The organism is Agrobacterium tumefaciens (assembly GCF_005221325.1).
GTDB lineage: Bacteria > Pseudomonadota > Alphaproteobacteria > Rhizobiales > Rhizobiaceae > Agrobacterium.
The window spans coordinates 180,457-199,318 of the sequence record NZ_CP039889.1; the positions used below are offsets into that span (position 1 = coordinate 180,457).

Below are 18,862 nucleotides of genomic sequence, written 5' to 3' on the forward strand. Positions count from 1 at the left end.
CCTCTCAATAGGGATCGACGGCATCGCGCAGGCCATCGCCCAGCGCGTTGAAGGCGAAGACTGTGACAAGCACGAAACCGACCGGGGCGAGAATCCATGGATAGGAACCGATGACGGAATAGGTCGCGGTATCCTGCAGCATCAGCCCCCAGGAAATCAGCGGCGGCTTCACCGCAAAGCCGAGGAAACCGAGGAAGGATTCCAAGAGCACGACACTTGGAATATGCAGGGTGACGGCAACGATCACATGGCTCATCACATTCGGCAGAATGTGCTGGAATATGATGCGCCTGTCGGTGGCCCCGACGGCAATGGCGGCGCGCACATAATCGATACGCGCGAGCGCCAGCGTCTTGCCGCGTACCTCGCGCGACATCTGCGCCCAGCCGAGCGCCGACATGACGCCGACCACGAAGACGAGGAATACGGTTGTCGGGGCGGTGACCGGAATAAGCGAGGTCAGCGCGAGATAAAGCGGCAATTGCGGGAAAGCGAGCACCACTTCCACGAAACGCTGCACCCAGGCATCCAGCGGGCCGCCGAAATAGCCAGATATCAGACCGACACTGGTGCCGATGACGGTGACGATGGCCACAACGCTGAGCGCGATGGCAAGCGAGATACGCGAACCGTAGATGGCGCGCGACAGCACGTCGCGTCCGAATTTATCGGTTCCGAGAAGATGCACCGGCTTGCCGTCCGTCGAGCCGAAGAAATGGCGGCTCATCGGAATGAGACCCAAAAGCCTGTATTCCGCGCCTTTGACGAAGAAACCGAGATAGACGGGATTGTCGTAATCCGGACCGACGATGGGTTGGAAGGTGACCGGATCAAGCTCTTCCGTTTCGGCAGTCGCGTAAACGCGGGGGAACGGACTGAACTTTCCGTCCTTGTCCGAAAACCGCACCACCTGCGGCGGCGAGAAGCTGGCATTGGTTTCAAGCGGGTTCATCGGCGCGAAGAAATCGGCGAAAATCGCAATCAGGATCAGCAGCACCACCAGCACCAGCCCGATCATGCCGGTGAATGAGCGCCTGAGACGCCGCCATACCAGCGCGGGATAGGACTCATTACCCTCCGTGCCGCGTTCAGGCTTGGGGGTGATGGCGGTTTCGTTTTTCACTTCGTCAAACGCCATCATCTCAGGCCCTCCCGAATTCGCGAACGCGTGGGTCAAGCATGGCAAGCAGCATGTCGGCGATGATGTTGCCGACGATCAGCGTCGCGGCCAGCACCATCATGAAGGTCGCGGTGACATAGACGTCGCCCACGGCCATGGAGCCGACGATGGCCGGACCGACGGTCGGCAGCGCAAAGATGATGGCCGTCTCGATTTCACCGCTCAACATGTAGGGCAGCACGACGCCCTGATACATGACCAGCGGGTGCACGGCATTCGGCACCGCGTGGCGCATGATGACCGCACCTTCCGAAAGACCCTTGGCGCGTGCCGTCTCGACATATTGCGCGTTCAGCGTATCGAGCAGATTGCCGCGCATCACCCGCATATTGTAAGCCAGCCCACCGAAGACGGCGATGGCGACCACCGGCCAGACATGGCTGACGAGATCGACGAATTTGCCCCAGGACCACGGTGCACCGCCATATTGCGGCGAGAAGAAGCTGCCGATCTCCGACACGTCGAAATGAAACACCATGAGATAGACGAGGATCAGCGCCATCAGGAAGCGCGGGATCGTCATGCCGAGGAAGGCGATGGTGGAGAGCAGATTGTCGACCCAGGAATATTGTCGTGTCGCCGCCCAGATGCCGAAGGCGATGCCGAGGATCGATGCGAAGATGTGGCAGACCAGCGCCAGCGCAATGGTGCGCGGCAGACGTTCGCCAACCACATCGGCAACCGGCTTGTTGTAATAGAAGCTGTAACCGAAATCGCCGCGCGTCACGATGCCGCCGATCCAATTGAAATATTGAATGACGAGCGGCTTATCGAGACCGTGTTCGATACGATAGGCCTGTGCCTGCGCTTCCGCCTGTTCGAAGGACGCCCCGCCCTGGTTCATCAGCTGCGAGCGGATGTAATCGGCATAGTCGCCAGGCGGCGCCTGGATGATGGCGAAAGTCACCACGCTCAGGATCAAAAGCACCGGAATGGCGGATGCAACGCGTATCGTCAGAAATCTCAGCATCGAGGGTTTTCCTCCGTTTGGGCGGCCGTGATGAATAAAGGACCGCCTTCGTGTCTCCGGCCGCGCTTCACGCGCGACCGGTACCGGGTGTTCTCCGGGAGGAGTTCTAGTTGATCGGTCCGCCCTCGCCCGGCTTGCCGGGAAGCTGCTGCGGGAAGAGTTCGTACTTGCCCTGCTTATCGGCCGCGACCCACAGGCGTTCGCGGATGATGGCGTCTTCAGCCCAGTTGAACATGAAAATTGGTGTACCCTGCGGCACGTTGGAGAAGCGTTTGTTGACGATGAGCGCGCCGGGATATTCGGTGAGACCAATCGTATAGAGGTTCTGCGTATAGACCTTCTGATATTGCTTCATCAGGTCCGCCCGTTCGGCATTGTCCTGCGAGGAGATGAATTTCCGCACGATGTCGGCCATCTCCTTCTCGAACGGCATCAGGTCGAGTTCCTTGCCCTCCGGTGCGCGGTGGTTCCAGCTGGTGCGCGGGCCGACAGGGGCAAGCTGCTCGGTATTCTGCACCACGGAGGAAAGCTCGGTGGAGTTGCGGCGCACCAGCCAGTCGAACTGCCCGCCATAATGGGCCGCGTCACGCTGGTTGGAATCGAGGCTGTTGATGACGACGCGCAGGCCGAGTTTCGCCATCTGGCCGACGAGACCTTCCGCAAGGCTCTTGTCCGTCGCGTAACCGTTATTGACCAGAAGGGTAATCTCGACATTACGGCCACCCAGCGTTTCCTTGGGGAAATTCAGGAAACCATCGCCATCGGTGTCCTTCAGGCCGATAGACGCCAGTGCCGCCTTGGCACCCTCGAGGTTGAAGGGGTAATAGACCGTGGAGGCGCGATCATAAAAGCTGGTGCCCGACGAAATGCCGCCCGGATAGATCGCCGTGAACGGCCCCTTTACCAGCGAGTCACCGATCGCCTTGCGATCGAGAGCAGAGGTGACGGCCTGACGGAACACCTCGTTGCGGTTCAACTCACGGATCGCCTGTCCGCGCTCGTCCGGATTGCCCCAGCCATTGGCGGAGAAATTCATCTGCAGATTATAACCGATGAGGCGCGGCCCGAAGGCAAGGCGTGCCGGCGCATTGGGATCGGCGGCGCGTTTCAGCGAGGCGACAAAATTTTCCGGCTGTTCGAGATTGGAGAAATCGCCCGATCCCGCCACGGCCTGCACATCGCGGTCCGCCCAGGTGGAAAGCTTGTAATGAACTTCGTTCAAGTAGGGCAGCTGCTGGCCCTTTTCATCCACCTTCCAGTAATAGGGATTACGACGCAAAACAATGAGATCGTCGGGCCGATATGACACCGGCACCCATGCGCCCATGACCGGCATGTTCATATATTCCGGCGGGAAAGCATTCTTGAACTGATTATAGGTGTTCTTGGAATATTTCGGATGCTGGGGCTTCAAGATATGCGACGGCCCGGGGCAGAAGCTCGGATAGGCCATGGTGTAGAGATACTGCTTGGGAAAAGCCGCCTTGAAGGTCCATTCGACGGTATAGTCATCGATCTTTTTGAGCGTCGTTCCCTCACCGAAAGCCTCGGGCGATGCACCGCCGCCGAGCGGGGAGACATTGGGATCGACGACCGCATCTTCCCAATAGAACATCACGTCATCGGCGTTGAAGGCTTCGCCATCCGACCACTTCGCGCCCTTGACGAGATGCATTGTCAGCTTGTGGCCATCCTCAGACCATTCCCAGCTTTTCGCCAGATTGGGCAGCGGTTCGGTGTCCTTGGCATCCACTTGGAAGAGCGGCGCGGTGCGCGTCAGGCATTCGGAAAGGGCGATATCGATGCCGCCCCAGCCCTGGCTCTGGCCGGCAATGTAGTTCCAGCCCTCGGGCCGGCCACCAACCACATGGCGCATGGTGTCACCATAAACGCCGACGCCGTCGGGCATATTTCCGGTCTTGTAGACCAGCGGTTCTTCCGGCAGGCGCTCTTTCAAAGGCGGTAGCTTGCCGGCCTTCTCGAATTTTTCGGTGATCCAGTCGGGTTCGCTATAGCTCGGCAGCGCCTTGAATTCGAGGATCGAATCGCGCGCGACATAATTGATCTTGCCTTCGGCCGGAAATTGCGGCGGTTCGGGCGGCGTGCTGGTCTCGAAGGCATTCGCATTGAGTGCGATCATCGAAACACCTAGACCCAGTGCCGAGATGATACGGATCCTGCGTTGAAGTAACATCGTCATTCCTCCCAAATGGCAGCTCTTCCACCGCCCACCCTCTGTGATCGTTATGACCGGACGGCGGACTCCCTTCCGCCGCCGGCCTGTTTCCATGCTTTTCCTCAGACAGCCTTTTTCAGAGCTGATTTTTCGGCCCTCAACTCCTCAATGGAGCGCACATTGCGGCGAGCAGCACCGGCCCAGTCCCGCGTCTTTACGGTGGATTTCGCCAGCCGCTCCTTCGCCGCCGGCACGGCATCGGCGTATTGCGGCAGCCAGCGTGCCTGCGCGACGACCATTTCGTCCACCATCTGCCAAACCTCCTCCGGGGTCGCGACGGCGCCCACCAGCGGGTCATGCAGCACGGCGAGCTTCAGGAGATCGATATCGCCGCTCACCGCCGCATGGACAGACATGCGCTGAACATTGATCGAGGCCATGCAAGTTGCCGCGCAGGCTTCCGGTAGAGTTATGCCGGAGACCATGTTGATGCCGAAACGGTCGACGAAACCGGGGGATTCGATGATGGCATCGGCCGGCAGATTGCTGATGACGCCGTTGTTCTTGACGTTGAAGTGACCGCGATAGACACGTCCCGTCTCCAGTGCTTCCAGAATGTGGCTCGCATGTTCGTTGGAGCGCTTTGCCGGATCGATCGGCTTGGCGGCCGAGGCAAGGAACTGCGGGAATTCGGTTTCGAACCAGTTGCGCGTTTCGGTGGAGTGGCGCAGATAACCGCCGGTTTCGCCGTGGATCCAGTCGGACATGTCGATCCAGCGGGCGATCTCGTCAGGCCGCTTGCGATACCACGGCAGATATTCGGAGAGGTGGCCGTTGCTCTCGGTCGAATAGACACCGAAGCGCTTCAGCACATCGATGCGCAGCTTTTCCTGCTGCGAAAAGACCGGATGCGCTTCGAAGGCGGCAACCAGCTCGTCTTTTCCGATCTTTCGGCCGTTGAGCCTGAGGTCGATGAACCATGTCTGGTGGTTGATGCCAGAGCAGATGTAATCCAACTCGGACAGGGATTTCGCGCCGAGGATTTCAGCGATCTGTTCCGCGCCGTGCTGAACGCCATGGCAGAGACCGACCGTATCCACCTTGCCATATTCGATGGCCGCCCAGGTGTTCATGGCCATGGGGTTGGCATAGTTCAGGAATTTTGCGCCCGGTGCGGCAACTTCGCGGATATCCTTGCAGAAATCCAGAATGACGGGAATGTTGCGCTGGCCATAGAGGATGCCGCCGGCGCAGATCGTATCGCCCACGCACTGGTCGATGCCGTATTTTAGCGGAATACGGATATCGTCCGCATAGGCTTCGAGCCCGCCGACCCGCACGCAGCTGATGATGTATTTCGCGCCCGCCAGCGCCCGGCGGCGATCGGTATCGGCCGTCACCTTGACGGGGAAACCATTGGCCTCGACGATCTTTTCAAGGATCGCCCTGATCATATCGAGATTGTGCTGGCTGATATCCGTCAGCGCGACTTCGATGTCGCGAAATTCCGGCACGCACAGGAGATCGGTGAACAGCTTTTTCGTGAAACCGACGCTGCCTGCGCCAATAATAGCGATTTTGAAACTCATAACACCACCTCTGTTGCAAATCGAACGGGTGAAACGGGCCTGGGGATCATGAAATGGCGCTGCAGAAAAATACCCGTGAGAATCCCGGAAAACCGGCCTTCCTCCCAATTTTTCAGCAACAATATCCCGCTGGCTGTCTCCTCGGATCGGGATTATGCGTATAAAGACGGATAGGACCAGAGAAGGATTATGCTTTCATGGGTAATTTTGTGCTGCGTGATTTGATCGATCAGGGGCCTGGCATGCGCACCGTCTCGCTGCCGCGTGGCCGACAGACGCTGCACACCATGCCGACCAGCAGCGGTTATGAAATTCGCCGAGGCGGCAATTACGACTGGGACGGGCGCAAACGCGGCCAGACGCCCTTCACGGTCCTGCAATATTGTATCAGCGGACAGGGCAACCTGCGTTACGAGAACCGCCACTATGTGGTGAGGCCGGGCGAAACCCTGCTGCTGCTCATCCCCCACAATCATCGCTATTGGCTGGAAGACGGCAAGGAATGGGAATTCTTCTGGATTTCCATGAATGGCGAGGAAGCCCTGCGCATCCACCGCAACATTCTTTCCGTCACCGGCCCGATCCTCAAACTCCAGCCCGAAACCATCGATCACCTTGCCGAATGCTGCTCGCGCCTCGTGAACGGCGCGGAAACGCCGGGGGCCGCTTCCGCCGTCGCCTATGAGGCGGCGATGACGCTTTATGACGACGTCTTCGGCTCGCACCCCTCCTTCGGCGGTGAATATCGTACCCTGCAGCAGGTGCTGAGCTACATCGACAGCCATCTCGGCGAGCGGCTTTCGGTGAGCGACCTTGCAGCCGTCGCGGGCCTCAGCCGGGCGCATTTTTCCCGTATCTTCACGGCAAGCGAAGGCCTGCCGCCGGCGGAATTCGTCTTGCAGCGGCGGCTCCGGCGTGCAGCCAAACTTCTCACCACCGCCGCGAACATTCCTATCAAGGAGGTTTCAGTGCTGTGTGGGTTCGAGGATCCGAACTATTTCTCGAAGGTCTTTCGCAGGCTCTACGGCATCAATCCGAGCGAATTCCGCACCACCGGCATGTATGCGAGCGTTCGGCAGAGTTGAAGGAAACGCGACTTGGTTTTGACATGTTTCAGGCGATTAGGGATGGGCGTTACGCCCTTTTTGGAGAACGTCGAGGTGAACAGCAAAATCAGGACGATCCTCGTCTTTCCGATCAGGGCCATCATCGTTTTCGCCCTTGTTCTCGACGGCATTTTCCGCCCGCTTTATCGGCCGATCATCCAGGCCATATCAAGCCTGACATTGATCCAGCGGCTGGAAAACCGGATCGCGCGGCTGCCGCGCCTTGCCATTCTTCTCTGTCTTGCCGTTCCTTTTGCGATTGCCGAACCGATGAAGATCGTCGGTCTCATCCTCATCGCCCACGGCGCTTTCAAGTCGGGATTGGTTCTGGCGATCCTGGCCCATCTCTCGACCTTCCTGATTGTAGAGCGCATCTATCACGCGGGCCGGGAAAAGCTGCTTACATACGGGTGGCTCGCCTGGATCATGCGCTATGTGCGCTTTGCCCGCGCCTTCTACGATCGCGCCAAGGCTTCTGCCCTGAGCTGGATCCGGATCCGCCTCCTAGCGCAGCAGCGGTAACAGTCACCGTTTGCGTCGCAATCGCCGTAGAAGGTATTCCGCAAGCGCGGTCGATTGCAGCGAAACGAGGATGATGACGACGCCGAGCACGACGCGGGTTTCGGGCACCTCATCGAACAGGAAATATCCGACAGCGGTCACGAACAGGATCGACAGATAACCGACGGGCGCAAGCACACTGGCATCGGCGATACGATACGCCCGCAGAAAACAATATTGCCCCAGCTGCGCCAGCAATCCGATGGCAAGCAACGGAATCCAATCGAACGACGCCACCGGCTTCCATGTCCAGAGTGCCGGAATGGCTGTGATGACGGCCAACCCGACCGTATAAAACACCATCATGACCGTGGTGTTCTCCTGCCGCAGCGCCCGGGTCTGGATCACCGCGAGCGCGCCGAACACCACCGATACCAGAACGACAATCACGCCCACGCCAAACTCCGCGCCATCAGGCCCGATGACAACCAGAACGCCGAGGAATGCAAGACAGGCTCCCGTCCAGCGAAAACGGCTCACGGTCTCGCCAAGAAAAGCAACGGCCATTGCCATCGTCACCAATGGCCGGGAAAAACCGACGGCATTGACGGTGGCAAGCGGCAAGAGGGTGATGGCGATGAAATTGCTGGTGAGTGCGATGGCATTGCAGCAGATGCGGAAAAGATTACGCCAGGGATATTTGACGCGCGCCATCTCTCCCCTGTGCCGCCAGATCAGCGGCAGGATGAAGATCAGACCGATCATCGCCCTTATAAAAACCAGCTGGAAGGCGGGATAGGTGACACCCTGCGCCTTGACGAGCGCGGTCATGCCACCTGAGACAAGGGTCATATCCAGCAACAGCCAGCCTATACCCGCGCGCGTATCCGTTTCGCGCGGGTTTTCCTGTTTCTCGCTTTGGCCGTCGCCATTCACGCCGGCTGCACGAGATTGGCCATCAGGCGGAATGCCCCCGGCACAAGCTTGTCCATCTGGTGATGCAGCACGAGGCTGGTATGGGTGTGCCTGCCCTTGCCGATGACGCCGGAAACCAGCGCGCCCTTCAGCGGCTGTTCATCGACATCATGCATGGCAAGTAGGGGCTCGTAGGCATCATCCCAGCGCGAAGCGAAATAGAGCCCGCGCTCCTTGTCCCAGCCCGCCCAGTCGGCGGCGTCGATGACATTGGGGCCTGTCAGCAGCAGATGATCGGGCAGCAGAGCCGTCACCTCCGCTTTTGGGTCCGTCACCCGCCAGCGCAGTGACGGCTTGCCGATTTCAAGACGCCGGACCGGCGTTGTCTCCGGGTTCCAGCCATCCGTCGGACGATGATAGAGCGTGACCAGATGCCCACCACTCTCCACGAAACGATGAAGCCTTTCCGTTGCCGCGGCGAGATCCCTGCGGATGCCGAAGGCGAATATGCCCACGACAATGGTAGTGAAGGTGGAGAGATCACCGCCGAGCGCCTGTGCGTCAAGTTCGGTGACATCGAGGCCCATTCGCGCAAGCCAGAGGCCCACCCTGTCGGCACCGCCGCCGACATAGCCCACACGCGCGCCCTCAGGAAGCTTGAGGTCCAGCGAGAGGATTTTGAGGGCGGAAGGGGCGAGAAACCTTGCCCTGCCGATATGGGGATAGGCGATGGGGGTAATCTGGAAGGCTGGTTGCGAACCGACGCTCGCTTCGATCTCAGCAAGGCCGGCCGCCATTTCCCCCGTACGTTCGGCCACCCAGTCGTTACCACTCTTGCGCACGCTCCAGCCACCGACAGTGCGAAAGGATACCGGTGCATCAGCACCCTTGATGTGCGCCTCAAAGCCCTGTGCGCCCTGCCCCTGCCCAAGCGGAACCAGAAGCGCCTCGGGTGAAATTGTCAGCGACTGCGCGGGTGTAACAAAAAACGGCTCCTCCAGATCGTAAAGGGCCGAGACGTCGCGTCCTTCAACCCTTGCGGACAGGCGCACAGATGCATGACCATTACCACCCGCTGCTTTCCAGTCCGGCTGGTAGAGCCCGGAAACCGGGGTATCCTGATCGGCGGCAAGCGAAAACACCAGTGTCTGGCCACGCGACTGAACCGACGACGAAACACCTGAAGGCAGGACCGGGTCGACCTCGACTTCAAATTCAGCCGCCCCATCGGCCAGTTCCACATAAAGAGCCGAGCTTCCCCCCGGAACGATCTCTGCCGGTTCGGCATAGGCCCGCTCGAAAAGATCGAGTGCAGTCAGAATGGCCGCATCAACCTGCGCCCGTCTGCGTGCGATCCTGTGCCCGTGCAACGCCTTGAAATCCGCACTCGCGGTCTCATCGACCGTCTGCAACAGCGCAGCCGCGTTCAGGAGTTGCGCCGTGATCCGTTGCCTGTCGGGAAAGGTCGAGATCGCCTCGGCAATGGTCCGTTCCGCCGCGACCAGCGCATTCGCCACTTCGGCATTCAGTCCCGGGAAAGCGGCAAGATCGGCAAGGGAAGACGGCAGATTGTCGAGGATCGAGCTTTCTTCGCCCCCCGCACCGCTGGCAAGTTCGAGATGCAGCGGCCAGACTTCCTGCGCCTGCTTCGGCCAATGGCCCATTCCCTGTGACGCGTGGTAATAACGCGACCACTCGCCGATGCGGTCATATTGCGCACCGGTTGCCTGTTCCTTGCCCGGCGCGTTCACCGTCAGCGTTGTTTCCGGCGGCGGTACTTCATCGTCATAGGTATCGCCCCCGCCCGACCATGCCGGAAGGTAGAACTTCGCCACCTGCCAAGGTTTGAGCCCCTCGGCGAAATGCTCCGGATAGGCTGAAGGATCAGCGGCCAGCGTGATCGCGCTTTTCGCCGCGCGCGTCATGGCGCGGTGGTGACCGTGCTGTCCCGGCACGTCGAGAAAGGTCGGAATGACGATATCAGGCCGCTCCTTGCGATAGGCGCGCACCAGCCTTTCGACGATGCGCTGCTGCCCCCAGCGGCCGAAGGTCTGGTCGCCATCCTTGGAGAAACCGAAATCGTGGATGATGTCGGCCGGGCCATGGCCGAGCCAGCTGATGTCAGCATCGATGACACGCGCGGCCTCCTCCAGCTCCCGTGACCGGATGACGCCGAGCGCACCCAGCCGCTCCGGCCCCAGCGCATTCTGACCGCCCTCGCCGCGTGTGGAGCAGGCGATGATGATCCGCATGCCGAGTTGCATGCGGAAATAGGCGAGCAGACCGTTCTGCTCATCATCGGGATGCGCGCCGGTATGCATGACCGTGACGGTGGATTTCAGCGCGCTCAGCTTGCGGTGCAGGCGAACGAGCCACGGATCGGCCATCTGCCGTTCGATGCGCTCCCGGGGGTTAAGCATGGGCGGTCTCCTCCAATATTCAGCCGGGCACCTGCGTTGCGGCGCCCGAGGACGTCTCGAGTTTTGGTGTGACGATATCGAACAGCGGCAGGGCGGCAGCGCCGAGTGCTGCCGTCAACTGTCCGGATTTGCCGTGCATGACGCGCGGCAGTTCCCGCTGCCTGCGGCTTGCGACCGAGGTCGGCAGATGTCCCATGCGCTGAATGATCTCGCTGATGATGGCTTCAGGCAGCGCGCCGCCGAGAATGACCGTCTGCGGATCGAGAATATTTTCGAGCATGGCAACCATGGGCGCCAGATGGGCCGCGGCGTCGTCGACCCACTCCAACACCACCGGATGGCCGGCCTTGAACAGGGCCTCGAGATCGTCAAGCTCCGTATCCGCAACACCGGCGCGCCCAAGTTTTTCCTTCAGGACGTAAGCCGAGGCATAGGCTTCGAGACATCCTCTCTGCCCGCAGGAAGGACAAGGCCTTCCCTTTGGTGAAACGGTGACATGGCCGATTTCGCCCGCATTTCCGAATGCGCCGCGATAGGGCGCGCCATCCTGAATGATCCCGAGGCCGATACCGACGCCGAAATAGATCATGCAGAAATTCGGGATCGCCAGCCCCGCGCCGAACAGGCGTTCGCCGACGGCAGCAGCCGTCGCATCGTTTTCCACCACCACCTGCTGGCCGCAGGCCTCGCTCAGCATCTGCCGGGCATCGATACCCACCCAGCCGGAAAGTGTTGTCGGCCCAACTGAGGTCATGCCATCGATCTCGAACGGGCCGGGCATGACAACGCCGGTCCCGAGCAGCCGGCAGCCGACATTCTTTGCAACCGCGGCATGTTCCGCCGCAAAGGTTTTGAGGATGGCTTCCGGCGTCGTATCCTTGAGAGGGGTGACACGTTGCGTACGCAACACGCCAGCGAGATCGAGGCCGACGGTGACCATGTGGTCTGCGGCGATCTCGACGCCAATCGTCGCCCCGCCGTCCGGGTTGACGGCGAACTGGATCGGCGGTTGTCCCCGCCCCGTGCGGCGGCGACCGAGTTCCTTCAGCAACTCCTCGCCCACCAATTCATCGACGATATTGGCGACCGCCTGCGGGGTAAGATGGGTGATCTTGGCAATCTGGGCGCGCCCGAGCGATCCGTGTCGCCGAACAAGGTCAAGGACGACTCGCCTGTTGTGCTCCCGGCTTCTCTCGGGATTTTTTCCGATTGCTACGGGATAAGCGTCCACCGTGTGCACCGTCATCTCTTCAACTTCCCGTCTCTTAGAAAATTCATAGCGTCGAATTGACGATAAGCGCAATATAATAATTCAAGTAAATTATCTTATTGACAAATGCCCGCCTTCAGAGAACCGTAGAGGGCGACCCGGGGGTTACGCTTGTTTGGGGCGGAAGAGGAAACTCCGTTGCCGGCAAATCGATGAGCGCGCGCGAAAGCGCGGATAAAGGGAACGATCGCTCCGCATCTGGAAGACCGGACGGAGGAAAAGGAGGCTTACATGCGCAGGGCAACTCTGTTCGCCGGCTTGGTTGCCGGTTTCAGCACATTTGCATTCAACGCCGCGCAGGCGGTTGAAATCGAATATTGGCAATATGTCTTCGACACACGCGTGAAGGCCATGGATGAGCTGATCGCGGAATTCCAGAAGGCCAATCCTGATATCACCGTCAAGCAGGTGACCTTTCCTTACGCCGACTACCAGACGCGCGTCATCGCCGCCAATCTTTCCGGCAAGGGCCCTGACGTGATGCAGCTTTTCTATGGCTGGCTGGACAAATTCGCAGCCGGCGGCATCTTGCAGCCGCTGCCGGCCGATACCTTCCCGCATGACAAGATCGAGAGCGAATTCTTCCCGATCGTCAGCGCCATGAAGCGCGGCGACGATTATTACGGCCTGCCGACGGCGGTTCGTTCGCTCGCGCTCTTCTACAACAAGAAGCTCTTCACCGAGGCCGGGCTTGATCCCGCCAATCCGCCGAAGACGCTCGATGAATTCGTCGCTGCCGCGGAAAAAATCGCCAAGCATGATGCCGCCGGAAACCTGACGGTTGCAGGTTCCACGCTCGACATGGGCGGCCAGGATCACCAATGGTGGCGTGAAGTGCTCATTCGCCAATATGGCGGCGAGCCCTATGCCGACAACGACCAGAAAGTGACCTATAATAGCGAGCCGGGCATTCAGGCGCTGAAATTTTATACCAGCCTGCAGCTTGAGAAGAAGATCGGCCAGGTGGGTTTCATGGATGAGGGCCAGGCCGCCTTCCGCGCCGGCAAGGCCGGCATGACCATCGACGGCACCTTCCGGCTGGGCTCGTTCCGCACCATCAAGGATTTCGAGTGGGGCGTGACCGAGCTTCCCACCAATGACAAGAACATCCGCTCCAACTATGCGAGCTATTTCGCCAACGGCATCAGCGCCAAGACCACGGGTGAAGAGCTTGAGGCTTCGAAGAAGTTCCTCGCCTATGTCTCCTCGCCGGAAGCCATGGCGATCTGGCTGAAGACGGTGGGCGAGCTGCCGGCACGGCGTTCTGCGGCGCTGACCGAAGCAAACCTGAAGGACCCGGTCTACGCGCCGTTCCTGAAGGGTCTGGAATATGCCCATACGACGCTGTTCATGGATGAGGCCGCCCAGCGGCAGAACGCCATCGACATGACAAACCGGGTGCTGCTCGAAGGTCAGTCGGTCGAAGATTCCATCAAGCAGGCAGCCGAAGCCGAGCAGGAAATCATCGACGCGGCGAAACCTTAACATCAAGGTCCGACCATGACAGCGATAGATCAACAGGGGGCGGCATCCGGCCGCCCCGGCGGCTCCTTCGGAGACCGTCTTTCCATGCGTACGAAAAGACTTTTGTGGATCTGGAGCTTTCTGGCGATCCCCATCCTGTTTTACAGCGTCATCCGGTTTTACCCGACGCTGCAGGCTTTCTACCTGTCCTTCACCAACTGGGACCTGCTCAGGCCGGCGAAGTTCATCGGCATCGCCAACTACGTCAAGCTGTTCAAGGACCCGCAATTCTGGAAGGTGTTCAAGAATACCTTCGCCTATCTCATCGTCGGCACGCCGATCAGCCTCGTTCTGGCTTTTATCATCGCCTTTTATCTCGACCGGGTGCGCATTCTGCACGGTTTCATCCGCGCGCTTTATTTCCTGCCCTACTTGACCACGGCCGCTGCCATGGCCTGGGTGTGGCGCTGGTTCTATCAGCCGCCGCCCATCGGCATCATCAACGACGTGCTCGGCCTCATCGGCATTCCGCAGCAGCCCTTCATCCGCTCCACCGATCAGGCGCTTTATTCGGTCATGGTGACCGCCATCTGGGCGGGCCTCGGTTTCCAGATCATCATCTTCATGGCCGGCCTGCGCGCCATCCCGACGACATTTTACGAAGCCGCCCGTATCGACGGTTTGGGTGAATGGGCAATTCTGCGCAAGATCACGCTGCCGCTCCTGAAACCCACCACCGTTTTCCTCGTGGTATTTTCCTCGATCGGCTTCCTGCGCATTTTCGACCAGGTCTATAACATGACCACCAATGATCCGGGCGGGCCGCTCGGTTCCACCAAACCGCTGGTGCTGATGATTTACCAGACCGCATTCAACTCCTATGCGATGGGCTATGCCGCTGCGCAGACGGTTGTCCTGTTCACCATTCTTCTCGTCGTATCGCTGATCCAGCTATGGGTCCTGAGGGAAAAGAAATGAGCGAAGCGTCGCCACTCTCCCACGCCCGTATCCGCCCCGGCCGCATTCTGACCTGGACGCTGCTGTTCATCGGCGGCCTGATCATGGTTTCGCCGCTGCTCTTCATGTTCGCGACCTCGTTCAAGACGGCGGATCAGGTTTACGATCTACGTCTCATTCCGGCCGCGCCGACGCTTGCAAACTACATCACCGTCATGGCTGACGGCCGCTTCCTGCGCTGGTTCTTTAACTCGATGTTCGTTGCAGTCCTCGTCACCGTGTCCAACTGCTTTTTCGATAGTCTGGTCGGTTATACGCTGGCGAAATTCGAGTTTCGCGGCCGTTATTTCATCTTCCTCGCGATCCTGTCGACACTGATGATACCGACGGAAATGCTTGTCATTCCCTGGTATCTGATGTCCAGCCAGCTGGGCTGGCTCGACAGCTACTGGGGTATCATGTTCCCGGGCATGATGACGGCCTTCGGCACCTTCCTGATGAAGCAATTCTTCGAGACGGTTCCGAACGACTTCCTCGAGGCGGCGCGGGTGGATGGGCTGAACGAGTTCCAGATCTGGTGGAAAGTCGCGCTGCCGCTGGTCACGCCGGCGCTCTCCGCACTCGCGATCTTCACCTTCCTCGGCAACTGGACGGCCTTCTTCTGGCCGCTGATCGTCACGACCAGCAAGGAGCTTTACACGCTGCCGGTCGGGCTTTCGAGCTTTGCTGTGGAACAGCAGATCCAGTGGGAAATGATCATGACGGGCGCAGCCATTGCGACCATCCCTACCCTCATCGTCTTCATCGTCCTGCAACGCTACATCGTTCGCGGTGTGATGCTGGCGGGCCTGAAAGGATAATATCATGGCCGATATCAACCCGCGCCAGTCGGATACCAGCAAGTTCCCCGATCCAGTTTACAAGGAAACCGTGCTGCGCCCGCTTTTTGACGGCGCCAAGAACCACCATGTCGACGGCTTCCGCCGCATAGACCGCGCTCATCTCGTCATGCTGCGAGAAACCGATATTCTCGATGCCGAAACCGCAGCGAAGATCGCCGGCGCGCTTGAGGATATCGACAGGACCATCGAGCCCTCCGAGCTCGTCTATACCGGCGAAGTCGAGGATTTCTTCTTCCTGATCGAGAAGGAACTGAAAGCCCGCATCGGCGTCGATGTCGCCGGCCGCCTGCACACGGCCCGTTCGCGCAACGATATCGATCACACGCTGTTCAAGATCGGCCTGAAGGACAAGATCGACACGCTCACCGCCAAGGCGCGGGTTTTGCTGAATGCGCTGATCGATGCCGCCGAGCGTAATCAATCCACGCTGATCGTGGCCTATACGCATGGGCAGCCGGCCCAGCCCACCACCTTCGGCCATTACCTTTCCGCCGCCATCGAAGTGTTGATCAGGGATATCGACCGCTTCGCGGAGGCACGCCGCATCGTTGATCTTTCACCGATGGGCGCTGCCGCCATCACCACCTCGGGCTTTCCCATCGATCGGGCACGCGTTGCCGAATTGCTGGGCTTTGCCGCGCCGCTGCGCAATTCCTATTCCTGCATCGCCGCCGTGGATTATACGACCGCGACCTATGGCGCGATCGAACTGATGTTCCTGCATCTCGGCCGGCTCATTCAGGACTTCCAGTTCTGGACGAGTTTTGAGGTTGGCCAGATCTATGTACCGAATTCGCTGGTGCAGATTTCCTCGATCATGCCGCAGAAGCGCAACCCGGTGCCGATCGAACATCTGCGCCACCTCGCAAGCCAGACATTCGGCCGGGCGCGAACCGTGCTGGATGTGATGCATAATACGCCCTTCACCGACATGAATGACAGCGAAGGTGAGACGCAGGAGATGGGTTACGAAGCTTTCGCTTCTGCGGGCCGGGTTCTCGATCTTCTCGCCAGCCTCGTTGGCCAGATCAGCATCGACCCTGAACGGGTTGACCAGAATATTCGTCGATCCTGCATCACCATCACGGAACTGGCGGATTCGCTTGTCCGCATCGAGGATCTGTCGTTCCGCCAGGCGCATGAAATTGCCGCGACCGTCGCCAAAAGCGTCGTTGCGCTGAAGGGCGATCTGCCGAATGACGGTTACCAGCCGTTCCTTAGGGCTTTCAGCGAGCTGACAGGACGCGAGACCGGCATCGATGAGGAAAAGTTCAGACAGATCGTCTCGCCGGAACACTTCGTCGCGGTGCGCAGCCGCTTCGGCGGCCCGGCACCCGAACCAATGCGGGAGGCGACAGCGGCCTATCGCGACAGGCTCGGCGCCTTTGCGGCGGAAGCACAGCGGTTCGCCGATCATGAGGCAGCGAAGGCCGCCGAACTGGCAGAGAAATTCACCGCCCTGACGGGAGCGCGATAATGGCGACAATCGAACTCAATCAACTCGTGAAGCGCTACGGCAAGGTCGAGGCGGTGAAGGGCATAGACCTTGCCATTGAAGACGGCGAATTCGTCGTATTCGTCGGCCCGTCCGGCTGCGGAAAATCCACCACGCTGCGCATGATCGCTGGGCTGGAGGAGATTTCCGACGGAACGCTGAAGATCGCCGGCAACGTCGTCAATGAGAAAGAACCGAAACAGCGCAACATCGCCATGGTGTTCCAGAACTATGCGATCTATCCGCATATGACAGTTCGGCAGAACATCGGTTTCGGACTTTACACCGCAAAGCTCGACAAGACGGAAAAGAACCGGCGCATCGAAGAGGCCGGCCGGGTGCTGGGGCTGGAAGCCCTGCTCGACCGTCGTCCTGCGGCCCTCTCGGGTGGCCAGCGGCAGCGTGTCGCCATCGGCCGCGCCATGGTGCGTGACCCCGCCGCCTTCCTGTTCGATGAGCCGCTGTCCAATCTCGATGCCCAGTTGCGCGCTCAGATGCGCATTGAAATCAAGCGCTTACACCAACGTCTTAAGACAACCACCGTCTACGTCACCCATGATCAGGTGGAAGCCATGACCATGGCGGACCGGATCGTGGTGATGAAGGACGGTCATATCCTCCAGGTTGGTACGCCGACGGAGCTTTACGAAACGCCTGTTGATGTCTTCACCGCCCGCTTCATCGGCAGCCCCTCCATGAATCTGCTGCGGGGTTCAAGAACAACCAACAGCGTCGCCCCCTCCGCCACGGGTGAGCTTCTGATCGGCGTCCGGCCGCATGATCTGCTGGTCGGCGAGAACGGCGCAGCCCAGGGAACGTTTACACTTGAGGGAACGGTAACGGCGGTCGAGCCGCTGGGGCCGGAGACGCTCGTTCATCTGGATACCGACACCACCTCGGTAATTGCCACGGCCAGGGGTAAATCCATTCCCGCTGTTGGCAGCCGGTTGCAATGCCAGGCGGAGACAGGTGCGCTCTATCTTTTCGATGCGAAGACGGAAAAGCTTCTGGGCCGCGCATGATGACAACAGAAAAAGCAGCCGTCATCAGTATCGGCCGGATCTATTGCGACCTCATCTTCACCGGGCTCGATGAATTGCCGGTGCTCGGTCGAGAATTGTTTGCCCGCGACATGGAAATCGCCGCCGGCGGCGGAGCCTTCATTGCCGCCGCACATTTCGCCCATATCGGCCGGCCGGTTGCGCTGCTGGCAAGGCTCGGCACCGACACGTTTTCGCGCGATATCGGTGAGAAAATGGCGCAAAGTGGCGTGGACCTGCTGTTTCTGGAACATGCGGCGGATGCGGGACCACAGGTCACGGTGGCAACGGTCGTCGGGCAGGACCGGGCGTTTTTAACGCGCCGCGCCGGTGCCGCCCGTCCTTCGACGCTGGATGCCGCTTTTGGGTGGGACAAGGCGCGGCATCTGCACATCGCAGAATTCGCCACTCTGCATGAAATCCCCGATCTCATCGCGCGCGCCAAGGCAAGCGGATTGTCCGTCTCTCTTGATCCAAGCTGGGATGCTTCGCTGATCTACGACAAGGGGTTGCTCCGCGCCTGTGCCGGTGTCGACGTGTTTTTGCCCAATCTTGAAGAGGCCGAAGCGATCACGGGACATTCGGAACCGGAAGCGGCCATCAGGGCATTGGCGGAGTCTTTTCCGATCGTCGCCCTCAAAGGTGGCGCGGAAGGTGCATGGGTATCTTCTGCCACCGGGCTTCACCATAGGGCAGCTCAGAAGGTCCCGGTGGTCGATACGACCGGCGCGGGTGATGCCTTTAATGCCGGTTTTCTTGATGCGTGGCTTCAGGCGCAGCACGAACAGCAATGCCTTGAAGCCGGCATCGCGGCAGGTAGCCTCGCCGTGCAGGCGGCGGGCGGCGCACCCAGAGTGATCGCCGCCGCTTGAGGCAT

Annotated in this window: 15 protein-coding genes; 8 read left to right on the forward strand and 7 right to left on the reverse strand. The window is 59.8% G+C overall.

Translation table 11 applies throughout. The features are described from left to right. Positions 1-4: 4 nt before the first annotated feature. The 4 genes from CFBP5499_RS15790 to CFBP5499_RS15805 form a co-directional block, all read right to left on the reverse strand. Positions 5-1,141: an ABC transporter permease gene (locus CFBP5499_RS15790; protein WP_080829946.1), complete on the reverse strand. Its 1,137-nt coding sequence runs from the start codon at positions 1,139-1,141 to the stop codon at positions 5-7. A 1-nt stretch (position 1,142) separates the two neighbouring features. Then, entirely contained in the window at positions 1,143-2,150 is a 1,008-nt protein-coding gene (locus CFBP5499_RS15795) for an ABC transporter permease (RefSeq protein ID WP_080829945.1), read from the reverse strand. Positions 2,151-2,256: 106 nt separating this feature from the next. Then, positions 2,257-4,344 (reverse strand): ABC transporter substrate-binding protein, encoded by a 2,088-nt coding sequence (locus CFBP5499_RS15800; protein ID WP_080830242.1) that lies wholly within the window; start codon positions 4,342-4,344, stop codon positions 2,257-2,259. A 104-nt stretch (positions 4,345-4,448) separates the two neighbouring features. Then, a complete protein-coding gene (locus CFBP5499_RS15805; RefSeq protein ID WP_080829944.1) occupies positions 4,449-5,915 on the reverse strand; it encodes an alpha-glucosidase/alpha-galactosidase in 1,467 nt (488 codons plus the stop codon). Between the two features lie 197 nt (positions 5,916-6,112). Here CFBP5499_RS15805 and CFBP5499_RS15810 point away from each other — a divergent pair, with 197 nt between their 5' ends. Beyond that, positions 6,113-7,000, forward strand: a complete 888-nt coding sequence (locus tag CFBP5499_RS15810; protein ID WP_080829943.1) for an AraC family transcriptional regulator — start codon at positions 6,113-6,115, stop codon at positions 6,998-7,000. A 75-nt stretch (positions 7,001-7,075) separates the two neighbouring features. After that, entirely contained in the window at positions 7,076-7,543 is a 468-nt protein-coding gene (locus CFBP5499_RS15815; RefSeq protein WP_080830241.1) for a hypothetical protein, read from the forward strand. A 3-nt stretch (positions 7,544-7,546) separates the two neighbouring features. Here CFBP5499_RS15815 and CFBP5499_RS15820 read toward each other — a convergent pair whose 3' ends face one another. Genes CFBP5499_RS15820 through CFBP5499_RS15830 form a run of 3 tightly spaced genes read right to left on the reverse strand, consistent with a single transcriptional unit; the run spans position 7,547 to position 12,103 of the window. Next, on the reverse strand, positions 7,547-8,458 hold the full coding sequence (locus CFBP5499_RS15820) for a DMT family transporter (RefSeq protein WP_080829942.1): 912 nt from the start codon (positions 8,456-8,458) through the stop codon (positions 7,547-7,549). Beyond that, positions 8,455-10,857: a PIG-L family deacetylase gene (locus CFBP5499_RS15825; RefSeq protein ID WP_080829941.1), complete on the reverse strand. Its 2,403-nt coding sequence runs from the start codon at positions 10,855-10,857 to the stop codon at positions 8,455-8,457. Before CFBP5499_RS15825 ends, CFBP5499_RS15820 begins: the two co-directional genes overlap by 4 nt. 19 nt (positions 10,858-10,876) lie before the next feature. Continuing rightward, entirely contained in the window at positions 10,877-12,103 is a 1,227-nt protein-coding gene (locus CFBP5499_RS15830) for an ROK family transcriptional regulator (protein WP_080829940.1), read from the reverse strand. Between the two features lie 255 nt (positions 12,104-12,358). On the opposite strand from CFBP5499_RS15830, the gene CFBP5499_RS15835 reads away from it, so the two are divergent. From CFBP5499_RS15835 to CFBP5499_RS15860, 6 genes are read left to right on the forward strand one after another with little or no spacing between them, the layout of a single operon-like run. Continuing rightward, the gene (locus CFBP5499_RS15835) at positions 12,359-13,612 is read left to right on the forward strand and encodes an extracellular solute-binding protein (protein ID WP_080829939.1); all 1,254 of its coding nucleotides are present in this window, start codon (positions 12,359-12,361) and stop codon (positions 13,610-13,612) included. A 15-nt stretch (positions 13,613-13,627) separates the two neighbouring features. Then, the gene (locus tag CFBP5499_RS15840) at positions 13,628-14,569 is read left to right on the forward strand and encodes a carbohydrate ABC transporter permease (protein WP_080829938.1); all 942 of its coding nucleotides are present in this window, start codon (positions 13,628-13,630) and stop codon (positions 14,567-14,569) included. Next, positions 14,566-15,408: a carbohydrate ABC transporter permease gene (locus CFBP5499_RS15845; protein WP_080829937.1), complete on the forward strand. Its 843-nt coding sequence runs from the start codon at positions 14,566-14,568 to the stop codon at positions 15,406-15,408. The genes CFBP5499_RS15840 and CFBP5499_RS15845 overlap by 4 nt, the downstream gene beginning before the upstream one ends. A gap of 4 nt (positions 15,409-15,412) precedes the next feature. Further along, on the forward strand, positions 15,413-16,927 hold the full coding sequence (gene argH / locus CFBP5499_RS15850) for an argininosuccinate lyase (RefSeq protein WP_080829936.1): 1,515 nt from the start codon (positions 15,413-15,415) through the stop codon (positions 16,925-16,927). Further along, a complete protein-coding gene (locus CFBP5499_RS15855; RefSeq protein ID WP_080829935.1) occupies positions 16,927-17,967 on the forward strand; it encodes an ABC transporter ATP-binding protein in 1,041 nt (346 codons plus the stop codon). The genes argH and CFBP5499_RS15855 overlap by 1 nt, the downstream gene beginning before the upstream one ends. Further along, positions 17,964-18,857 (forward strand): carbohydrate kinase family protein, encoded by an 894-nt coding sequence (locus CFBP5499_RS15860; RefSeq protein WP_080829934.1) that lies wholly within the window; start codon positions 17,964-17,966, stop codon positions 18,855-18,857. Before CFBP5499_RS15855 ends, CFBP5499_RS15860 begins: the two co-directional genes overlap by 4 nt. Positions 18,858-18,862 lie beyond the last annotated feature (5 nt).

Bases quoted from the DNA above. Each gene is read 5' to 3' on its own strand.
- CFBP5499_RS15790 (WP_080829946.1), bottom strand. From the start codon at position 1,141: ATGATGGCGTTTGACGAAGTGAAAAACGAAACCGCCATCACCCCCAAG.
- CFBP5499_RS15795 (WP_080829945.1), bottom strand. From the start codon at position 2,150: ATGCTGAGATTTCTGACGATACGCGTTGCATCCGCCATTCCGGTGCTT.
- CFBP5499_RS15800 (WP_080830242.1), bottom strand. From the start codon at position 4,344: ATGTTACTTCAACGCAGGATCCGTATCATCTCGGCACTGGGTCTAGGT.
- CFBP5499_RS15805 (WP_080829944.1), bottom strand. From the start codon at position 5,915: ATGAGTTTCAAAATCGCTATTATTGGCGCAGGCAGCGTCGGTTTCACG.
- CFBP5499_RS15810 (WP_080829943.1), top strand. From the start codon at position 6,113: ATGGGTAATTTTGTGCTGCGTGATTTGATCGATCAGGGGCCTGGCATG.
- CFBP5499_RS15825 (WP_080829941.1), bottom strand. From the start codon at position 10,857: ATGCTTAACCCCCGGGAGCGCATCGAACGGCAGATGGCCGATCCGTGG.
- CFBP5499_RS15830 (WP_080829940.1), bottom strand. From the start codon at position 12,103: ATGACGGTGCACACGGTGGACGCTTATCCCGTAGCAATCGGAAAAAAT.
- CFBP5499_RS15835 (WP_080829939.1), top strand. From the start codon at position 12,359: ATGCGCAGGGCAACTCTGTTCGCCGGCTTGGTTGCCGGTTTCAGCACA.
- CFBP5499_RS15840 (WP_080829938.1), top strand. From the start codon at position 13,628: ATGACAGCGATAGATCAACAGGGGGCGGCATCCGGCCGCCCCGGCGGC.
- CFBP5499_RS15845 (WP_080829937.1), top strand. From the start codon at position 14,566: ATGAGCGAAGCGTCGCCACTCTCCCACGCCCGTATCCGCCCCGGCCGC.
- argH (WP_080829936.1), top strand. From the start codon at position 15,413: ATGGCCGATATCAACCCGCGCCAGTCGGATACCAGCAAGTTCCCCGAT.
- CFBP5499_RS15855 (WP_080829935.1), top strand. From the start codon at position 16,927: ATGGCGACAATCGAACTCAATCAACTCGTGAAGCGCTACGGCAAGGTC.
- CFBP5499_RS15860 (WP_080829934.1), top strand. From the start codon at position 17,964: ATGATGACAACAGAAAAAGCAGCCGTCATCAGTATCGGCCGGATCTAT.